The organism is Streptomyces sp. NPDC096079 (genome assembly GCF_040303145.1).
Classification (GTDB): Bacteria; Actinomycetota; Actinomycetes; order Streptomycetales; family Streptomycetaceae; genus Streptomyces.
The window spans coordinates 46828-65823 of the sequence record NZ_JBEOST010000031.1 but is presented as its reverse complement, the minus strand read 5'-3'; the positions used below and the strand labels follow the sequence as shown (position 1 = coordinate 65823).

The following is an 18996-nucleotide window of genomic DNA, read 5'->3' as shown; positions in this document are numbered from 1 at the left end:
TGATCACCCCCGACTACTGGGCCCGCCACATCCGCGGAGCCGTCCGCTTCCACCCCGGCATCCAGCACCTCGAAGCCAACGGCACCAGCCGGTTCCTGGAGCTCGGCCCCGACGCCACCCTCACCGCGCTCGCCCAGGACACCCTCACCCAGCCGGCCGTCCTCGCGCCCACCCTGCGCAAGAACGCACCCGAAGCCACCTCCCTCGCCACCGCCGCCGCCCGCCTCCACACCGCGGGTCACACGCCCACCACCTGGCAGCCCCCCCCCCCCACCCGCATCCCCGAGGGCCTGCCCACCTACCCCTTCCAGCACGAGCACTACTGGGTCGAGCGGACGACCGCGGCCGGGACCGACGTGACGTCCGCCGGGCTCGTCTCCGCCGGACACCCGTTCCTGGGTGCCCTGGTCACCCTCGCCGACAGCGACCAGCTGGTCCTCACCGGCCGGATCTCGCTGCGCACCCACCCCTGGCTCGCCGACCACACCATCTCCGGCACCGCCCTCCTGCCCGGCACGGCCTTCGCCGACCTGGCTCTCCACGCCGCGGGCCACACCGACACCCCGGCTGTCGAGGACCTCACCCTCGAAGCGCCCCTCGTCCTGCGCGAGAAGGGTTCGGTGGAGCTCCAGGTGGTGGTCGACTCGGCGGCCGGGTCCGATCGGCGGGCGTTCACGATCCACGCGCGGGGCGAGGACGCCGAGTCCTGGACCCGGCACGCCTCCGGCACCCTCTCCGTCGCCCCGGGCGGCGCGGGGGCGGACCGCGCGTCCCTGCCGTGGCCGCCGCCCGGCGAGCAGGCCGACCTGACCGGTCTCTACGAGGAACTGCACGCCCAGGGCTACGCGTACGGCACCGCCTTCCAGGGCCTCACGGCGGCCTGGCGCGACGGCGACGACCTGTACGCCGAGATCGAGCTGCCCGAGGAGGCCGACGCCCTCGGGCATCCGGTGCACCCCGCGCTCCTCGACGCCGCGCTCCACCCGCTGCTGCTCGACCTGGTGGGCGGCGACCCGGCGGCGGTGCGGCTGCCGTTCAGCTGGTCCGACGTCACCCTGCACGCGACCGGCGCCGCCCGGCTGCGGGTCCGGCTGACCCGGTCCGGCGCCGACACGGTCACGCTGACCGCCGACGACCCCGAGGGCGGTCCCGTCGTCGACGTCGGCGCCCTCCTGATCCGGCCGGCCGACATCGGTGCCGCGTCCGCCGCCTCCGGCGACGGCTCGCACGCCCTGTACCGGGTCGACTGGCGGCCCGTTCCCGGCGCCGCCGAGGCCCGTGCGGAAGGCGACGCGCCCGTCCGCGCGGTGGTGGGCCCCGACGTCATCGGAGTCGCCGACGCCCTCGGTGACGGCGCCGTGCGGTACGCCGACCTCGACGCGCTGGCCGCCGCCGAAGGGCCCGTCCCGGCCGAGGTGCTGGTGCCGTTCACGCCGGGACGCCCGCCCCGGGGCACGTACAACCCGGTGGCGATCGCCCGTGAGGCACCGCACCGGATGCTGGGGCTGATCCAGCGCTGGCTGGCCGACGAGCGGTTCGCCGGCTCGCGGATGGTCGTCGTCACGCGCAACGCGATCTCCACCCGCTACGACGAGTCGATCCGGGACCAGAGCCTGGCCGTGTGGGGTCTGGTGCGTTCCGCGCAGACCGAGCACCCGGGCCGCTTCCTGCTGGTCGACGTGGACCGGGACGAGGCCTCCCACCGGGCGCTCGGCACGGCGCTCGACACCCCCGAGGAGACCCAGCTCGCGCTGCGCCGCGGCACCGTGCTCGCCGCCCGGCTCTCGCCGAGTGCGCCCGAGGGGCGCCTCGCCGTCCCGGCGGGCAGTGCGGGCTGGCGGCTCGGCGCGACGGCCAAGGGCACCCTGGAGAACCTGGCGCTGCTGCCCGCCGAGGCGCCCGACGCGCCGCTCGCCCCGGGTGAGGTGCGGGTCCAGGTGCGGGCCGCCGGCCTGAACTTCCGCGACGTCCTGATCACCCTCGGCCAGTATCCGGGCGAGGCGCCGATCGCCAGCGAGGGCGCCGGATACGTCCTGGAGACCGGCCCCGACGTCGTCGGCCTCGCGCCCGGCGACCGGGTCATGGGTCTGTTCACCGAGGGCGCGGCCGGACCGGTCGCGGTCACCGACCACCGGCTGCTCTCCCGGGTGCCGGCCGGCTGGTCCTTCACCCAGGCCGCCGCGACGCCGGTGGTGTTCCTGACCGCCCTGTACGCCCTGACCGACCTGGCGGACGCCCGCGTCGGGCAGACGGCGCTGATCCACGCCGCCGCCGGCGGTGTCGGCATGGCCGCGACGCAGATCGCCCGCGCCCTGGGTCTGGAGGTCTACGGCACGGCCTCGCCCGCCAAGTGGGACGCGCTGCGTTTCCAGGGCTTCGACGACGCCCATCTCGCGAACTCGCGCACCCTCGACTTCGAGCGGGAGATCCTGGCGGCCACCGAGGGCCGTGGCGTGGACGTGGTCCTCGACGCGCTCGTCGGCGAGTACGTCGACGCGTCGCTGCGGCTCCTGCCGCGCGGCGGCCGGTTCATCGAGATGGGCAAGGCCGACGTCCGCGATCCCGAGCAGGTGGCCCGGGACCACCCCGGCGTGGTCTACCGCTCGTTCGACCTCATGGAGGCCGGCCCGGACCGCATCCGGGAGATGCTCGCCGATCTCCTCGCGCTGTTCGAGACGGGCCGGCTCGGCCCGCTGCCGGTGGAGGCCTGGGACGTCCGGCGGGCCCAGGACGCCTTCCGGCACCTGGGCCAGGCCCGGCACACCGGCAAGGTGGTCCTCACCCTGCCGCGCGCCCTGGACCCCGAGGGCACGGTCCTCGTGACCGGCGCCACCGGCACCCTCGGGCGGATCGTCGCCCGTCACCTGGCCACCCGGCACGGGATCCGGCACCTGCTCCTGACGAGCCGGCGCGGTCCCGGGGCTCCCGGCGCCGACGAACTGGTCGCCGAGCTCGCGGAGATCGGCGCCCGTGCCACCGTCGTCGCCTGCGACACGGGCGATCCGCGGTCGGTGCGGCGGCTGTTCGCGTCGGTCGACCCGGCGCACCCGCTGACGGCCGTGGTGCACACGGCCGGTGTGCTCGACGACGGCACGATCGAGTCGATGACACCGGAGCGGCTCGACCGGGTCGCGCGCTCCAAGCAGGACGCGGCGTGGCTCCTCACGGACGAGATACGCGACCTGGACCTGGCCGCGTACGTGATGTTCTCCTCGTTCGCCGGGATCATCGGGAACGCCGGGCAGTCCAACTACGCGGCCACCAACTCCTTCCTGGACGGCGTCGCCGCCTACCAGCGCTCCAACGGACTTCCGGGCGTCTCGCTCGCCTGGGGTCTGTGGGGCGCGGACGGCACGGCGGACGGCGGCGGCATGGCGGGCGCCCTCGACGCGGGCGACCTGGCCCGGCTCGCGGGCGCGGGGCTCGCGCCCATCGACCCCGAGCAGGGTCTGGCGCTGTTCGACGAGGCGCTGACCACCGACGAGCCGCTGCTCGTCCCGCTGCGGCTCAACGTGCCCGCGCTGCGGGCCCGCGCCGAGGCGGGCACCCTGCCTCCGCTGCTGCGCGGTCTGGTGCGCTCGCGGACCCGGCGCGCCGCGGCCGGGCGTCCGGCCCCGGCGGGCGCCGGGTCGCTCGCGGAGCGGCTCGCCGGCGTCGACGCGGCCGAGCGCGACCGGCAGCTCCTCGCGCTCGTGCGGGCCGAGGCGGCGGCGGTGCTCGGGCACGGCGGCGGTGACACGCTCGCCCCCGAGCGGGCGTTCAAGGACGTCGGCTTCGACTCGCTGACGGCGGTCGAGCTGCGCAACCGGCTCAACGCGGCCACCGGCCTGCGGCTGCCGTCGTCGCTGGTCTTCGACCACCCGACGCCGGCCGCCCTCGCGGCGCACCTGCGCACCGGTCTGTTCGGCGACGCCGAGCCGGCCGCGGCTCCGGCCGCCCGGCGGGCGACGCCGGCCGCGGCGGTGCCGGCCGACGACGACCCGATCGCCATCGTCGGCATGGCCTGCCGCTACGCGGGCGGTGTCACCTCGCCCGAGGACCTGTGGCGGCTCGTGCTGTCCGGTACGGACGCGGTGACCGAATTCCCCGAGGACCGCGGCTGGGACACGGAGGCCCTGTACGACCCCGATCCGACCCGGTCCGGCACCTCGTACACGCGGCGCGGCGCGTTCCTCACCGGCGCCGACCGCTTCGACGCGGCCTTCTTCGGGATCAACCCGCGCGAGGCGACGGCCATGGACCCGCAGCAGCGGCTGCTCCTGGAGACGGCGTGGGAGGCCGTGGAGCGGGCCGGCATCGACCCGACGACGCTGCGCGGCAGCGACACGGGTGTGTTCGCGGGCGTCGTCGCCGGCGACTACGTGACCCGGCTCGGCCAGACGCCGGAGGCGGTCGAGGGCTATCTGGCGACCGGCACCACGGCGAGCGTCGCCTCGGGCCGCATCGCCTACTCCTTCGGTCTCGAAGGCCCCGCGGTCTCCGTGGACACGGCGTGCTCGTCGTCGCTGGTGGCGCTGCACCTGGCCGCGCAGTCGCTGCGGCAGGGCGAGTGCGCGCTGGCCCTGGCGGGCGGCGCGACCGTCCTCGCGGGTCCGACGAGCTTCGTCGAGTTCAGCCGGCAGCGGGCCCTGTCGCCCGACGGCCACGCCAAGGCCTTCTCGGACGCGGCGGACGGCACCGGCTGGGGCGAGGGAGCGGGTCTGCTGCTCCTGGAGCGGCTGTCCGACGCGCGCCGCAACGGTCACCCGGTCCTCGCCCTGGTGCGGGGCACGGCCACCAACCAGGACGGCGCGAGCAACGGCCTGTCCGCGCCGAACGGTCCTTCGCAGGAGCGGGTGATCCGCCAGGCCCTGGCCAACGCGCGCCTGACCGCCGACCAGGTCGACGCGGTCGAGGCGCACGGCACCGGCACCCGGCTCGGCGACCCGATCGAGGCGCAGGCCCTCATCAACACGTACGGAAGCGAGCGCGACGCCGAACACCCGCTCTGGCTCGGCTCGTTGAAGTCCAACGTCGGCCACACGATGGCGGCGGCCGGTGTCGGAGGCGTCATCAAGATGGTGATGGCGATGCGCAACGGCCGACTGCCGAAGACGCTCCACGTCGAGCGGCCGACGACGCACGTCGACTGGTCGGACGGCACCGTGCGCCTGCTCACCGAGGAGCAGGCGTGGCACACCACCGGCGACGAGCCGCGCCGGGCGGGCGTCTCCTCGTTCGGCATCAGCGGCACCAACGCCCACGTGATCATCGAGCAGGCACCGGAAGAAGCCGGCGCCACGGGGGAGGCGGAACTCCCCGACCTGCCCTGGCTGCTGTCGGCCAAGACCGGCGAGGGCCTCAAGGACCAGGCCCGTCTGCTCCACACGTACGCCACCGAGCACCCCGAGGTGCCGGCCCGGCAGGTCGCCGCCACGCTCGCCGCCCGCGCCCGCTTCGACCACCGCGCCGTCGTGGACGCGAGCGACCGCACGTCCCTGCTCGGCGCCCTCGACGCGCTCGCCGCGGGCCGGGAGGTCCCCGGCCTGGTCACCGGCACGACGGTGGGCCACGAGCCCGGCCGCGCCGTGTTCGTCTTCCCCGGCCAGGGCAGCCAGTGGCTCGCCATGGGCCGCGCGCTGATGCGGGACAGCGAGGACTTCGCCGGTTACGTGCGGGAGTGCGCCGACGCGCTCGCCCCGCACACGGACTGGGACCTGACCGCGGTCCTCGCGGGCGACCCCGACGCCGCCTCGCTCGACCGGGTCGACGTCGTACAGCCCGCGCTGTTCGCGATGATGGTGTCGCTCGCCCGGCTCTGGCGCCGTCACGGCGTCGAGCCCGCCGCGGTGATCGGCCACTCCCAGGGCGAGATCGCCGCCGCGTACCTGGCCGGCGCCCTCACGCTCGCCGACGCGGCCCGGATCGCCGCGCTGCGCAGCCGCGCCATCACCCGGCTCGCGGGCACCGGCGGCATGCTGTCGGTGCAGCTGCCCGCGGACGTCGTACGGGAGCGGCTGATCGACGACACGTACGTCGCCGCCGTCAACGGCCCCGCCCTCACGGTCGTCTCGGGCGCCCCCCGGGCCTTGGAGACGCTCAAGGAGACGTTCACCGGCGAGGGCGTCCGGGCCAGGATGATCCCCGTCGACTACGCCTCGCACTCCCCGCACGTCGACGCGCTCCGCGACGAGCTGCGCGAGCTGCTCGCCGGGATCGAACCCCGTGCCACGGACGTGCCGTTCTGGTCCACGGTCACGCGCGGCCCGCTCGCGGGCACCGAGCTGACCGTCGACTACTGGGTGCGCAACCTGCGCGAGCCGGTGCTCTTCGAGGAGACGGTGCGCGGGCTGCTGGCCGCCGGACACACCACCTTCATCGAGGCCAGCGCGCACCCCGTGCTCGTCCCCGCGATCCAGGACACCGTGGAGGAGGCGGGCGCGGCCGCGGCCGCGCTCGGCACGCTCCGCCGTGACCAGGGCGGCCTCGACCGCTTCGCCACCTCGCTGGCCGAGGCGCACGTCACCGGCACGTCGCCCGCGGCGTGGCGGCCCGCGCTGCCGCCCGCGGACCCGGCGGGACCGCCCACGTACCCGTTCCAGCGGCAGCGCTACTGGCTGGAGGCCACCGGCGGGGCCGTCGACGCGGACGGCCTCGGCCTGGACTCGGCCGGGCATCCGCTGCTCGGCGCGAGCGTCCCGCTCGCCGACTCCGGCCAGGTCGTGTTCACCGGCCGGGTCTCCCTGCGCACCCACCCCTGGCTCGCCGAGCACGCGGTGGAGGGCACGGCGCTGCTGCCGGGCACGGGCTTCCTCGACCTGGCGCTGCACGCGGCGGACCGCACCGGCGCGGACGGCGTCGAGGACCTCACCCTCGAAGCCCCGCTGACCCTCGCCGGCCAGGGCGCGACGGTGCTCCAGGTGACGGTCGGCGCGCCGGACGAGGCGGGCCGACGGCCGCTGGGCGTCCACTCCCGGACGGGTGACGACGCGGACTGGATCCGGCACGCGACCGGCCTGCTCGGCGCCGCCTCCACCGCCGATCCGGCCGACGCCGCCCCCGCCGCGCAGCCGGTCTGGCCGCCGGCCGGGGAACCGGTCGACCTCGGCGACGCGTACGGCGAGCTGCTCGCCCGTGGCTACGCGTACGGGCCGCTGTTCCAGGGCCTCACCGCGCTCTGGCGCGACGGCGACGACCTCTACGCCGAGGTGTCGCTGCCCGAGGACACCGACACCGCCGGTCACGCCGTCCACCCGGCGCTCCTCGACGCCGCCCTGCACCCGCTGGCCCTCGCGCCCGCCGGGCCGGACGGCTCCGGGGACTCCGAGGAGATCCTGCTGCCGTTCTCCTTCGGCGGCGTCCGGCTGCACCGCACCGGCGCGAAGGCGCTGCGGGTGCGGCTGACCAGGACCGGCGGAACCTCGGTCGCCCTGCGGCTCACCGACGCGGAGGGCACGCCCGTCGCCGACGTCGAGACGCTGGCCCTGCGTCCGCTGCCGGCCGCGGAGCTGGCCGCGCTGCGCTCACGCGGCACGGCGGACCTCCCGCTGTACGCGGTCGACTGGACGTCCTCCGGTCAGCCCGCCCCCGCGGCACCGACCGCCCCGGCCGAGGGCGCGTGGGCGGTGCTCGGCAAGCACGGCGAGGCGTTCGCCGCGGCGCTCGGCGACGCGCCCGTGTTCGCCGGCGCCGCCGAGCTCCGCGCGGCCGTGGCCGACGGCTCCCTGCGCCTGCCGGACACCGTCCTCGCCGTCCTTCCGGCGGCCGAGGAGCCCCGGGGCGTGACCGGCACCCTCGCGACGGGTGCCGATGTCCGGGCCGTGCTCGACCCGCTGCTCGCGCTGCTGCGCGACTGGCAGGCCGACGAGCACCTCGCCGCCGGACGCCTCCTGGTGGCGGCGCGCGGCGCGGTCGCGGTACGGGACGGCGACACCGTCGACCCGGTGGCCGCCGCCGCGTGGGGGCTGCTGCGCACGGCGCGGAGCGAGAACCCGGACCGGATCGCGCTGGTGGACCACGACGGCACGGACGCCTCCCTGCGCGCCCTGGCCGCGGGAACCGGGCCCGCCGAGAGCGAGCTCGCCCTGCGCGAGGGCATCTGGTACGCGCCCCGGCTGGCCGCGCTGCCGGACGCGCCGGGGCCCGACACCGGGGCCGGGGCCCGGCCGTGGGACCCGGACGGCACGGTCCTGGTCACCGGCGGCACCGGCACCCTCGGCGGGCTCGTCGCCCGGCGGCTGGTCACCGACCACGGCGTCCGGCACCTGCTGCTCACCGGCCGGCGGGGACCCGTCGCCCCGGGCGCCGCGGAACTCGCCGCCGAACTCACCGCGCTGGGCGCGGAGGTCCGGATCGAGGCCTGCGACGCGGGCGACCGCGACGCGCTGGCCGCGCTGCTCGCCGGGATCCCCGCGGACCGTCCGCTGACGGCGGTCGTGCACGCGGCGGGCGTCCTGGACGACGGCGTCCTGCAGTCGCTCACGCCGGAGCGGCTCGACACGGTGCTCTCCGCCAAGGCCGACGCGGCCCTGCACCTGCACGACCTCACCCGCGAGCTGCCGCTCGCCGCGTTCGTCCTGTTCTCCTCGCTCGCCGGCGTGGTGGGCAACGCGGGCCAGGGCAACTACGCCGCGGCCAACGCCCTGCTGGACGGTCTGGCGGCACGCCGCCGGGCCCTCGGCCTGCCGGCGCTCTCCCTGGCCTGGGGGCTGTGGGCCGACGGCAGCGCGCTGACCGGTCACCTCGACGGGCGGGAACGCGACCGGCTCGGCCGCGACGGCGTCGTACCCCTGACGGCCGAGGACGGGCTCGCCCTCCTCGACCGTGCCCTGGCCGGCGCGCCCGCCGCCGTCGTCGCCGCGCGGCTGGACCGCGCCGAACTCCGGCGCCGCGCCGGGGCCGGACTCCTGCCGCCGCTGTTCGGCGGACTCGTACCGGCGCCCGCGCGCCGGGCCGCCGCCGCGACCCCGTCGGGATCCCTGGCCGACCGTCTCGGCCAGGTGCCGGAGAAGGACCGGGAGCGTCTGGTCCTCGACCTGGTGCGGGAGACCGCCGCGCTCGTCCTCGGCCACAGCGACACCGGCCTCATCGACGACGAGCACTCGTTCAAGGAGCTCGGCTTCGACTCCCTGACGGCGGTGGAGTTCCGCAACCGGCTGAGCGCCGCCACCGGTCTGCGGCTGCCCGCGACCGTGGTCTTCGACCACCCGTCGCCGGCCGCGCTGGCCACGTTGCTGCGCAGCCGCGCGGAGGAGGCCGCGGCGAAGGCGGCGGACGCTCCCGGCGCGGACCGGGCCGCGGGCTCCGGCCCGCTCGCCGGGCTCGACGCCCTGGAGAAGGCGCTCGCCCTCACGCCGGAGACCGACACCGACACCCGTACGGAGGTCGGCAGGCGACTGCGGGAGCTGCTCGACGGCCTGGAGGCCCCGGCGGCGACCCCGACGGCAGGCCCCGAGGACGTGGCCGGCCGGATCAAGTCCGCCTCGGCGAGCGACCTCCTCGATCTCATCGACAGCGAATTCGGCAGGAAGGCCCGGTCGAAGTGACGACGACGCCGACGACAGACAGCACCACCGGGACGGGCTCCGGCGCCGAACCCGCCTCGCAGGAGGAGCGGCTGGTCGAGTACCTCAAGTGGATGACCGCCGAGCTGCACGAGACGCGGCAGAAGCTCACCGAGGCCGAGTCCGCGGCCCGGGAACCGATCGCCGTGGTCGGCATCGGCTGCCGCTACCCCGGGGGCGTGCGCGGCCCCGAGGACCTGTGGCGGGTCGTGGACTCCGGCACCGACGCCATCGGCGGCTTCCCGGACGACCGGGGCTGGGACCTCGACGCGCTGTACGACGCCGACCCGGACCGCTCGGGCACCTCGTACACCCGCAACGGCGGCTTCCTGCCGGACGCCACCGAGTTCGACGCGGGCTTCTTCGGACTCAGCCCGCGCGAGGCGCTGGCCACCGACCCGCAGCACCGGCAGCTCCTGGAGACCGCGTGGGAGGCGCTGGAGCAGGCCGGGCTCGACCCGCGCGAGCTGCGGGGCAGCCGGACGGCGGTCTTCGCGGGCCTGATGTACAGCGACTACGCGGCCCGGCTCCCCCGCATCCCGCAGGAGGTGGAGGGCTTCATCGGCAACGGCACCGCGCCGTCGGTCGCCACCGGCCGCATCTCGTACACCTTCGGTTTCGAGGGCCCGTCCGTCACCGTCGACACCGCCTGCTCCTCCTCCCTGGTCGCCATCCACCTGGCCGTCCAGGCGCTGCGCCAGGGCGAGTGCACGCTCGCCCTGGCGGGCGGTGCGACGGTGCTGTCGACGCCCGGACTCTTCACCGAGTTCAGCCGGCAGCGGGGCCTGTCCGCCGACGGCCGCTGCAAGTCCTTCGCGGCCGGCGCCGACGGCACCGGCTTCGGCGAGGGCGCGGCCCTGGTCGTCCTGGAGCGGCTGTCCGACGCCCGCCGCAACGGCCACGAGGTCCTCGCCGTGATCCGCGGCAGCGCCGTCAACCAGGACGGCGCGAGCAACGGGCTGACCGCCCCCAACGGGCCCGCGCAGGAGGCGGTGATCCGGCAGGCCCTCGACAACGCCCGGCTGGCCCCCGCCGACGTCGACGCCGTCGAGGCGCACGGCACCGGCACCACGCTCGGCGACCCGATCGAGGCCCAGGCCCTGATCAACGCGTACGGGCAGGAGCGGGCGGGCGACCGGCCGCTGTGGCTGGGCGCGCTCAAGTCGAACATCGGGCACACCCAGGCGGCGGCCGGTGTCGGCGGCGTCATCAAGATGGTGATGGCCCTGCGCAACGGCGTGCTCCCCCGCACGCTGCACGCGGACGAGCCGACCCCCCACGTGGACTGGTCGGACGGCACGGTCCGGCTGCTGTCCGCGTCCCGCCCGTGGCCGGCCGAGGAGGGCCGGCCGCGCCGGGCCGGCGTCTCCTCCTTCGGGATCAGCGGCACCAACGCGCACCTGATCCTGGAGGAGGCACCGGAGGAGGAGGCCGACGAGGCGCCGGAGGCGGACGACGGGAGGGCGACGGGCGCGGGACTCCCGCTGGTCGCCTGGCCGCTGTCCGGGCGGGGCTCGGGAGCCCCGGCCGCGCAGGCGCGGCGGCTGCTCGACCATCTGACGGAGCACCCCGGGGCGTCCGCCGACGAGGTGGCGCGGGCCCTGGCCGCCCGGCCGGCCCTGGAGGACCGGGCCGTCGTGCTCGGCGAGGACCGCGAGGCCCTGCTGCGCGGCCTGGAGAGCCTGGCGTCCGGCGGCCGGTCCCCGTCCGTCGTCCGGGGCAGGACCGAGCGCCGTGCGGGCACCGCGTTCCTCTTCACCGGCCAGGGCAGCCAGCGCCTCGGCATGGGCCGCGAACTGTACGGGTCCCACCCGGTGTTCGCCGCCGCCTTCGACGAGGTGTGCGGGCTCTTCGACCGGCACCTGGACCGGCCCCTGCGGGACGTCGTGTTCGCGGCGCCCCGCACGCCCGAGGCCGCGCTGCTGGACCGTACGCGGTACGCGCAGGCCGCCCTGTTCGCGCTGGAGACGGCGCTGTTCCGGGTGACGGCACACCACGGCCTCGTGCCGGACTTCGTCATCGGGCACTCGGTGGGCGAACTGGCCGCCGCGTACGCGGCGGGCGTGCTGACCCTGGAGGACGGGGTGGCACTCGTGGCCGTCCGCGGCCGGCTCATGGAGTCGGCGCGCGGCGACGGCGCCATGGTGTCGCTCCAGGCCTCCGCCGAGGAGGTCGAGGCCTTCCTGACGGAGGGCACGGGGGGCACGGAAGCCGCAGAGGGCACGCGCGGCTTCGTGGGCCGGCTGTCGATCGCGGCGGTCAACGGGCCCCGGTCCGTGGTCGTCTCGGGCGACGCCGACGCGGCCGCCGAGGCCACGGCGCACTGGCGGGCTCAGGGCCGCAAGACCAAGCGGCTGCGCGTGAGCCACGCCTTCCACTCGCACCACATGGACGGCATCCTGGAGGAGTTCCGCCGGGCCGTGGCGAAGCTGACCTTCGCACCGCCGGTGATCCCCCTGGTGTCCAACCTGACCGGCAGGCCGGCGAGCGCCGGGGAACTGGCCGACCCCGACTACTGGGTGCGTCACGTCCGCGAGGCGGTCCGCTTCCACCCGGGCGTCCGGCACCTGGAGGACGAGGGCGTCCGGCTGTACCTGGAGCTCGGCCCGGACGGCGTCCTCGCGGCGCTCACCGCGCAGAGCCTGCGCAAGGAACCGCCGGTCCTGGTCCCGGCGCTGCGCGGCGACCGGCCCGAGCCGCGGACGCTGCTCTCGGCACTCGGCCTGGCCTGGGCGCACGGCCGCGCGGTGAGCTGGGCCGGGCTCGCTCCGGCGGGCGACCGGGTGCCCCTTCCGCCGTACGCCTTCCAGCGGCGCCCCTACTGGCTGCACGCCCCGGCCGTACGACCGGCCGAGGAGGCGGCCGCCCTCCCGGCCCCGGTGCGGGACGGCGACTCCGATCTGTTCGATGCCCCCGGAGGCCCCGTCCCGCGCCGGAACCTCGCCGGGCTCGCGCCCGAGGAGCGGGAGGCGGAGCTCCTGGAGCTCGTGCTGTCCACGGCGGCGTGCGTGCTCGGGCACGACTCCGTCGCCGAGATCGCTCCGGACGCCACGTTCCTGGAGGCCGGATTCACCTCGTTCACCGGCCTTGAGCTGCGGAATCTCCTGGCGGAGGCGACAGGTCTGGAGCTGGCGGCGACGCTCGCGTTCGACCACCCGACCCCCGCGGAGCTGGCAGCCCGGCTGAGCAGGGAGATCGGCGGGGAGGCAGGGTAGAATCGGGGCTATACCCCGTTTATGGTGCCGCCGCCGTCGCCTACGGCGGCGGCACCGTTCGAGCACGGCTGAGGAGAAGACAGCACGATGCGCGCAGACGCCCGCCGCAACTACGAGCGGCTCCTGGCCGAGGCCGGCAAGGCCTTCGACACGCACGGCATCCACACCTCGCTCGACGACATCGCCAAGCAGGCGGGGCTGGGGAACGCGACGCTGTACCGCCACTTCCCCACCCGGGAGGCGCTGCTGGAGACGATGCTCCGCGAGAGCCTCTCCGAACTCGGCGCCACCGCACGGGAACTGCTGGTCACGGAACCGGCCGGGGAAGCCCTCGCGACCTGGGTCCGGGCGGCGGTGGCGCACGCCACCACGTACCGGGGACTCGTGACCATGCTGATGGACAGCCTCAAGGACGAGACCTCCGAGCTCAACAACGCCTGTACGTCCATGCAGTCGTCCGGCCAGCAGCTCCTTGAGCGGGCGCAGCGGACCGGTGAGGTGCGGGACGACATCTCGGCGGCCCAGCTGTTCGCCCTCATCGCCGCGGCGGCCTGGACGCGCGAGCACGCCCCCGACGAGGCCGATCAGGTCCTGACGGTCATGATCGACGGCCTCTGGCCACCGCGACGCTGACGGGTCCGCCCGTACGGCGACGCGTGCCGGCTAGCGCGGCTGCCGGGCGAGGGTGCCGGTGATCAGGGCGACGAGCTCGTCGGTGCGGTCCGCCAGATAGAAGTGCCCGCCGCCGGGCACGACGGTGCAGCCGAACCCCCCCGTGGTGTGCGCCTGCCAGGCCCGCGCCTCCGCCTCGGTGACCCGCGGGTCCCGGTCGCCCAGGATCACCTCGACGGGCACCCGGACGGCGGCGTCCGGCTCCGGGCGGTAGGTCTCGATCGCCCGGTAGTCGGCGCGCAGCGGCGGCAGGACGAGCTCCCGCATCTCCGGGTCGGCGAGCAGCTCCGCCGAGACCCCGCTCAGCCGCGCCGTCTCGGCGATCAGCGCGTCGTCGTCGAGCAGGTGGAAGGCCTCCGCCCGGTGCGTGGAGGGCGCGCGCCGACCCGAGGCGAACAGCACCCGGGGCTCGCTCAGCCGCGCCGCCTCGAAGGCGACGGCGGCGCCCATGCTGTGCCCGAAGTACGCCGGCCGGCGGTCCGCCCAGGGCGAGAGGGCGGCGACGACCGCTGCCGCGATCTCCCGCACGTCCTCCATCGGAGCCTCGCTCCTGCGGTCCAGCCGCCCCGGGTACTGCACGGCCAGCACCTCGATCCCCGTGGGGGCCAGCAGTCCCGAGAGGCCGTGGAAGTAGGCGGCCGACCCGCCCGCGTGCGGAAAGCAGACCAGCGGAGTCCGCTCCGGCTCGCCCGCCGCCGGCGGATGGAACCGCCTGATCCACACGTCGCTGTCGACCGTGAGCCCCGTCATGCCCGCACTCCTCGTCTCGGTTCCGCTGTGAACGCGTCATCGTCGCCCACCCTCCTTAAGCCGCGATTACGCCCCGGTGGCCTCCCCCTCCTCCCCGCGTTCCCGGCCCTAGCCGACGGGTCGTCGTCCTGTCAGTCCGCAATCTTCCGGGGTCACCCGGCGCGCTCCCGTTGCTAGCTTCCCGAGCGTCGTCACGCTTCTGACCCGGAGGTCACGTTGAGCGCGCAGAACCCCTCCCGCCGGAACATCCTCAAGTCCGCCGGCGGCCTGTCGGCCGCGCTGGCCCTGGGCGGCGCCGGCATGCTGGCGGCCGCCTCGCCGGCCGCGGCCGTCGGGGACGGCTTCGGTCTCCGCATCGTCGACCGCAACGAGGCGGACGCCCGCATGTGGTACTACCGCTTCCAGACGGCCGCCATCGGCTGGAACCCGGGCGTCAACGTGCTCCTGCCGGACGACTACCACTGGAGCGGCCGCACGTACCCGGTGCTCTACCTCTTCCACGGCGGCGGCAACGACCAGGACTTCATCACGTTCGACCGGGAGGGGATCCGCGCCTGGACCGCCGGCCGGCCGATCATCGTCGTCATGCCCGACGGCGGGCACGCGGGCTGGTACTCCAACCCGGTGAGCTCCAACGTCGGTCCGCGCAACTGGGAGCAGTTCCACATCTCGCAGCTGATCCCGTGGGTCGAGGCGAACTTCCGCACCTTCGCCGAGTACGACGGCCGTGCCGTGTCGGGCTTCTCGATGGGCGGCTTCGGCGCGCTGAAGTACGCCGCCAAGTACTACGGCCACTTCGCCTCGGTGAGCGCCCACTCCGGGCCCGCCAGCCTCCGCAGGGACAACGGTCTGGTGGCGCACTGGGCCAACGCGAGCTCGGCGGCGCTCGACCTGAACGGCGGCACGATCTACGGCGCGCCGTTCTGGGACGAGGCGCGGGTCAGCGCGGACAACCCGGTGCAGCGGATCGAGAGCTACCGCAACAAGCGGGTCTTCCTGGTCGCCGGCACCAGCCCGGACCCGATCAACTGGTTCGACACGGCCAACGAGACCCAGGTGCTCGCGGGTCAGCGGGAGTTCCGCTCGCTGCTCGGCAACGCGGGCATCCCGCACGAGTGGTACGAGCTGCCCGGCGGCCACTTCGTCCGCCACGACATGATGCAGCGCGACATCGACGGCATCATCGACCGCCTCCGCAAGGCCTGAGCCCGTGCTCCGCGGACTGTCCTCGCGCACGCTGACCCGGCTCCTCGCGGCGGCCGCCGCCGTGCTGCCGGCGCTGGCCGTCACCACCCCGGCCGAGGCCGGGACCACCGGTTCCGGCACCGCCTGTCCGAGCGTCGGCTTCGTCAGCCAGCCGTTCCATCCCGGGCACAACGGCGTCGACATCGCCGCGGACATCGGTACGCCGATCCACGCGGTGGGCGACGGCGAGGTGACCATCTCCGGGTACGTCGGAGACTACGGCCAGTGGATCCGCGTCCGGCACCCGGACGGCCGGACCTCCGAGTACGGGCACATGTACCGGCGGGACGTCCAGGTCGGCGACCACGTCGTGGCGGGCCAGCAGATCGCGCTGATGGGCGCCGAGGGCAATGCCGACGGCTCCCATCTGCACCTGCGGATCTGGGGCGACGACTCGTTCTCGTACGGGATCGACCCGGAGGTCTACCTCGCGGAGGGCGGCATCACCCTGCCCTGCGTCCCCGGGAGCGGGCCGCGCCCCAAGCCCCTGGTGTATCCGGCGGAGTCCGGCCGGGTGGTGTCGGCCCGGTCGGCGGACGGGCGCCTGGAGCTGTTCGCCGCGGGCGCGGACGGCGTCCACCACGCCTGGCAGCGGGAGGCGAACCGCGACTGGTCGGAGTGGGAGCGGCTCGGCGGGCCCGTGAACGCGGAGCTGGCGATCGCCCCGAACGCGGACGGCCGCCTGGAGATGTTCGCGATCGACGGGAACACCTTCCGGCACCGCTATCAGCTGTCCCCGTCGGGCTCGTGGTCCGGCTGGGAGGAGTTCGGCGGCGGCGGCCGTGACATCGCGGCCGGGGTGAACGCCGACGGCAGGATCGAGGTCTTCGCCTCGGGCCCGGTCGGCGTGTTCCACCGGTACCAGCTGACGCCCGACGGCGGCTGGTCGGGATGGGAGCCCACCGGAGGGGGTCCGGTCGACGGCCGGATCGAGATGGGGAAGTCGCCCGACGGCCGTCTGGAGGTGTTCGCGCTCAACGACGGCACCTTCCAGCACCTGTACCAGACGGCCCCGAACGGCGGCTGGTCCGCGTGGGAGGAGTTCGGCGGCGGCGGCCGTGACCTCACGGTCGACCACAACGCCGACGGCCGGATCGAGGTCTTCGCCTCGGGCCCGGTCGGGGTGTTCCACAAGTACCAGACGGGTCCGAGCAGTTGGTCCGGATGGGAGGGCACGGGCGGCCCCGCGGACTCCCGGCTCAGCAGCGAGCGCACGGCCGACGGCCGCGTCGAGGTGTTCGCGATGAACGGCGAGACGGCCATGCACACCTGGCAGACCGGGACGAACGCGCCGTACGGCCCGTGGGAGACGTTCGGCGGCGGGGGCACCGAGGTCACCGCGGCCTCCAACGCGGACGGCCGGATCGAGGTCTTCGGCACGAGCGCCGCCGGCACGTACCACATCTGGCAGACCGGCTTCGCGACCTGGTCCTCCTGGGTCTGGGTCAACGGCACGGCGGGCCCGGGGATCGGCTGAGGGGACACGGATGCCTCCGATCAGCAGAAGGAACCTGCTGCGCGGCGCCGCCGGGGTGGGCGCGCTCACGGTGCCGGGCACGGCCCGCGCCGTGGCCGCGCCCGCCGCCCCGGTCCCGCCCGCCCGGTGGGTCGGCGCGGGCCCCTTCGCCGCCGTGTACGACCCCTCCACCCCGGCGGGGGCGCGCTATCTCAACGACCACACGATGATCCGGGCCCGGGGCCGCTGGCACCTGTTCGGCATCGTGGGGGACCGCGCGGCCCCCGGCGAGGCCCCGGACAGCGCGAAGGAGATCTCCTTCGCGCACGCCTCCGCGCCGACCCCGCACGGCCCGTGGACCACCCACCCCGACGCGCTCACCGTCGACCCGTCGCACTTCGGCGAGGAGCACCTGTGGGCGCCGCACGTCGTCGAGGCGGACGGCCGGTTCTGGATGTTCTACGCCGCCGGGGGCGGTGCGGCGAGCGGCGGCGCCGCGATCGGCCTCGCCACGTCGACGGACCTGTTCACCTGGACCCGTGAGCCGTCCGGGCCGCTGTTCCGGGGGCTCGTGGCCCGCGACCCGATGGTGCTGCGGGTCGGCGGCGAGTGGGTCATGTACTACACGGAGCTGTCGGCCCCGGGCGGTCACCACGTCGTGGCGTTCCGGCGGTCGGCCGATCTGGTGCGCTGGAGCGAGCCGGGCGTCGCGTTCACCGACGCGAGCACCGACGCGACCGTGTCGGTCACCGAGTCGCCGTACGTCGTCGAACGGGACGGCTGGTACTACCTGTTCATCGGGCCGCGCAACGGCTACACGGGCACCGACGTGCTGGCCTCGCGCGACCCGTTCCGCTTCGACCTCACCGGCCTCGCGGGGCATGTCGCCGGTCACGCGGTGGAGGTGTTCGCCGACGGGGAGACGTGGTGGGCGAGCGCCGCCGGCTGGTTCGGGCGGGGGCTGTACGTCGCGCCCCTGGAGTGGCGGGACACTCCCCCGCCGTGGCAGAGCCCGGACAACCCCGTGGCGGCGCTCGACGCCCTCGGCCGGCTCACCGTGTTCGCGCTCGACGGGGCCGACCGCTCGATGCTGCGGCGCGTCCAGCACGATCCGGACACCGACGGCTGGTCGGAGTGGGAGTCCTTCGGAGGGCCCGCGGGCGCCGTGCCCACGCTGGGACGCGGCACGGACGGCCGTCTTGAGGTGTTCTCGCTCGCCCCGGGCGGCGTGAACCTGCACCACCGGGCGCAGCGGCCGGACGGCGGCTGGTACGACTGGGAGGAGTTCGGCGGGCCGGCGGGAGCCGCCCCCGCCGTCGCCCGCGACGCGGCCGGCCGGCTGGAGGTCTTCGCGTCGGCACCGGGAGCGGCCTCCTTCGCCCGGCGGCGGCAGAGGTCCCCCGGAGCGGCGCTCTGGGACGCGTGGGAGCCCGGCTTCGGAGGAGCCGCGGGTGCTCCGCCGGTGGTCGCCGCGAACGCCGACGGCCGCCTGGAGGTGTTCGTCCTCGCGGTCGGCGGATCGGGGATCCGGCACCGCTGGCAGGAGTCCCCCGCCGGCGCCTGGTCCGGTGCGTGGCAGGCCTTCGGCACGGCGGCCGGCACCGCGCCCCGGGTGGCGCGGGACGGCAGCGGCCGGCTCACGGTCGTGGCCGTCGGACCGTCGGGGGTGGGGACGTTCTACCGGCGCCAGGCGGTGCCGAGCGGCGGCTGGGAGGACTGGCGGCCGCTGTTCGGCTGGAGCGCCGCCGCTCCGGCCCTGGCGGCCGGCGCCGACGGCTGCCTTGAGGCCTTCTCGCTGGCTCCCGGCGGCGCCCGGCTGAGCCATCGCCGGCAGGTGTCGCCGGGCGGGAGCTGGGATCCCGGCGGGGAGTTCGGCGAGCCGGGTGTGGTTCTCGCTGCCACGCCCTCGGTCGCGCTCGACTCCACCGGGCGGCTGCACGTCTTCGCCGTCACCGCCGAGGGCCGGGTGCGGACCCGGGTCCAGGAGCGGCCGGACGGCGGGTGGCTTCCGTGGACGGCCTTCGGCGACCGCACGGTCGCCCCGCTCGTCTCGGGCGCTCCCGCACTCTGAGTGCGGGCCCCGCAGCGCTGCGTACGGATTGCGCCACGCGCGGGG

7 protein-coding genes are annotated in these 18996 nt (G+C 75.7%); 6 read left to right on the top strand and 1 reads right to left on the bottom strand.

All coding sequences use genetic code 11. The annotated features are described in order from the left end of the window. The 3 genes from ABTY59_RS35020 to ABTY59_RS35010 all read left to right on the top strand — a co-directional run. On the top strand, window positions 1–9524 hold a 9524-nt coding region (locus tag ABTY59_RS35020; RefSeq protein ID WP_352023176.1), incomplete at its 5' end, for an SDR family NAD(P)-dependent oxidoreductase. Continuing rightward, window positions 9521–12757: a type I polyketide synthase gene (locus tag ABTY59_RS35015; RefSeq protein WP_352023175.1), complete on the top strand. Its 3237-nt coding sequence runs from the start codon at window positions 9521–9523 to the stop codon at window positions 12755–12757. The genes ABTY59_RS35020 and ABTY59_RS35015, both read left to right, overlap by 4 nt. Window positions 12758–12844: 87 nt before the next feature. Next, window positions 12845–13390: a TetR/AcrR family transcriptional regulator gene (locus ABTY59_RS35010; RefSeq protein ID WP_352023174.1), complete on the top strand. Its 546-nt coding sequence runs from the start codon at window positions 12845–12847 to the stop codon at window positions 13388–13390. Between the two features lie 30 nt (window positions 13391–13420). On the opposite strand, the gene ABTY59_RS35005 is transcribed toward ABTY59_RS35010, so the two are convergent. Next, window positions 13421–14179 (bottom strand): thioesterase II family protein, encoded by a 759-nt coding sequence (locus ABTY59_RS35005; RefSeq protein ID WP_352023173.1) that lies wholly within the window; start codon window positions 14177–14179, stop codon window positions 13421–13423. 216 nt (window positions 14180–14395) lie between these two features. On the opposite strand from ABTY59_RS35005, the gene ABTY59_RS35000 reads away from it, so the two are divergent. Genes ABTY59_RS35000 through ABTY59_RS34990 form a run of 3 tightly spaced genes read left to right on the top strand, consistent with a single transcriptional unit; the run spans window position 14396 to window position 18951 of the window. Beyond that, the gene (locus ABTY59_RS35000) at window positions 14396–15385 is read left to right on the top strand and encodes an alpha/beta hydrolase-fold protein (RefSeq protein ID WP_352023172.1); all 990 of its coding nucleotides are present in this window, start codon (window positions 14396–14398) and stop codon (window positions 15383–15385) included. Between the two features lie 4 nt (window positions 15386–15389). Then, the gene (locus ABTY59_RS34995; RefSeq protein WP_352023171.1) at window positions 15390–16901 is read left to right on the top strand and encodes a DUF8189 domain-containing protein; all 1512 of its coding nucleotides are present in this window, start codon (window positions 15390–15392) and stop codon (window positions 16899–16901) included. Window positions 16902–16911: 10 nt separating this feature from the next. Beyond that, a complete protein-coding gene (locus ABTY59_RS34990) occupies window positions 16912–18951 on the top strand; it encodes a DUF8189 domain-containing protein (RefSeq protein WP_352023170.1) in 2040 nt (679 codons plus the stop codon). The last annotated feature ends 45 nt before the right edge of the window (window positions 18952–18996 follow it).

What these genes read in the sequence shown, in the direction of transcription:
- ABTY59_RS35010 (WP_352023174.1), top strand. Translation starts at nt 12,845, where the DNA reads ATGCGCGCAGACGCCCGCCGCAACTACGAGCGGCTCCTGGCCGAGGCC.
- ABTY59_RS35005 (WP_352023173.1), bottom strand. Translation starts at nt 14,179, where the DNA reads ATGACGGGGCTCACGGTCGACAGCGACGTGTGGATCAGGCGGTTCCAT.
- ABTY59_RS34990 (WP_352023170.1), top strand. Translation starts at nt 16,912, where the DNA reads ATGCCTCCGATCAGCAGAAGGAACCTGCTGCGCGGCGCCGCCGGGGTG.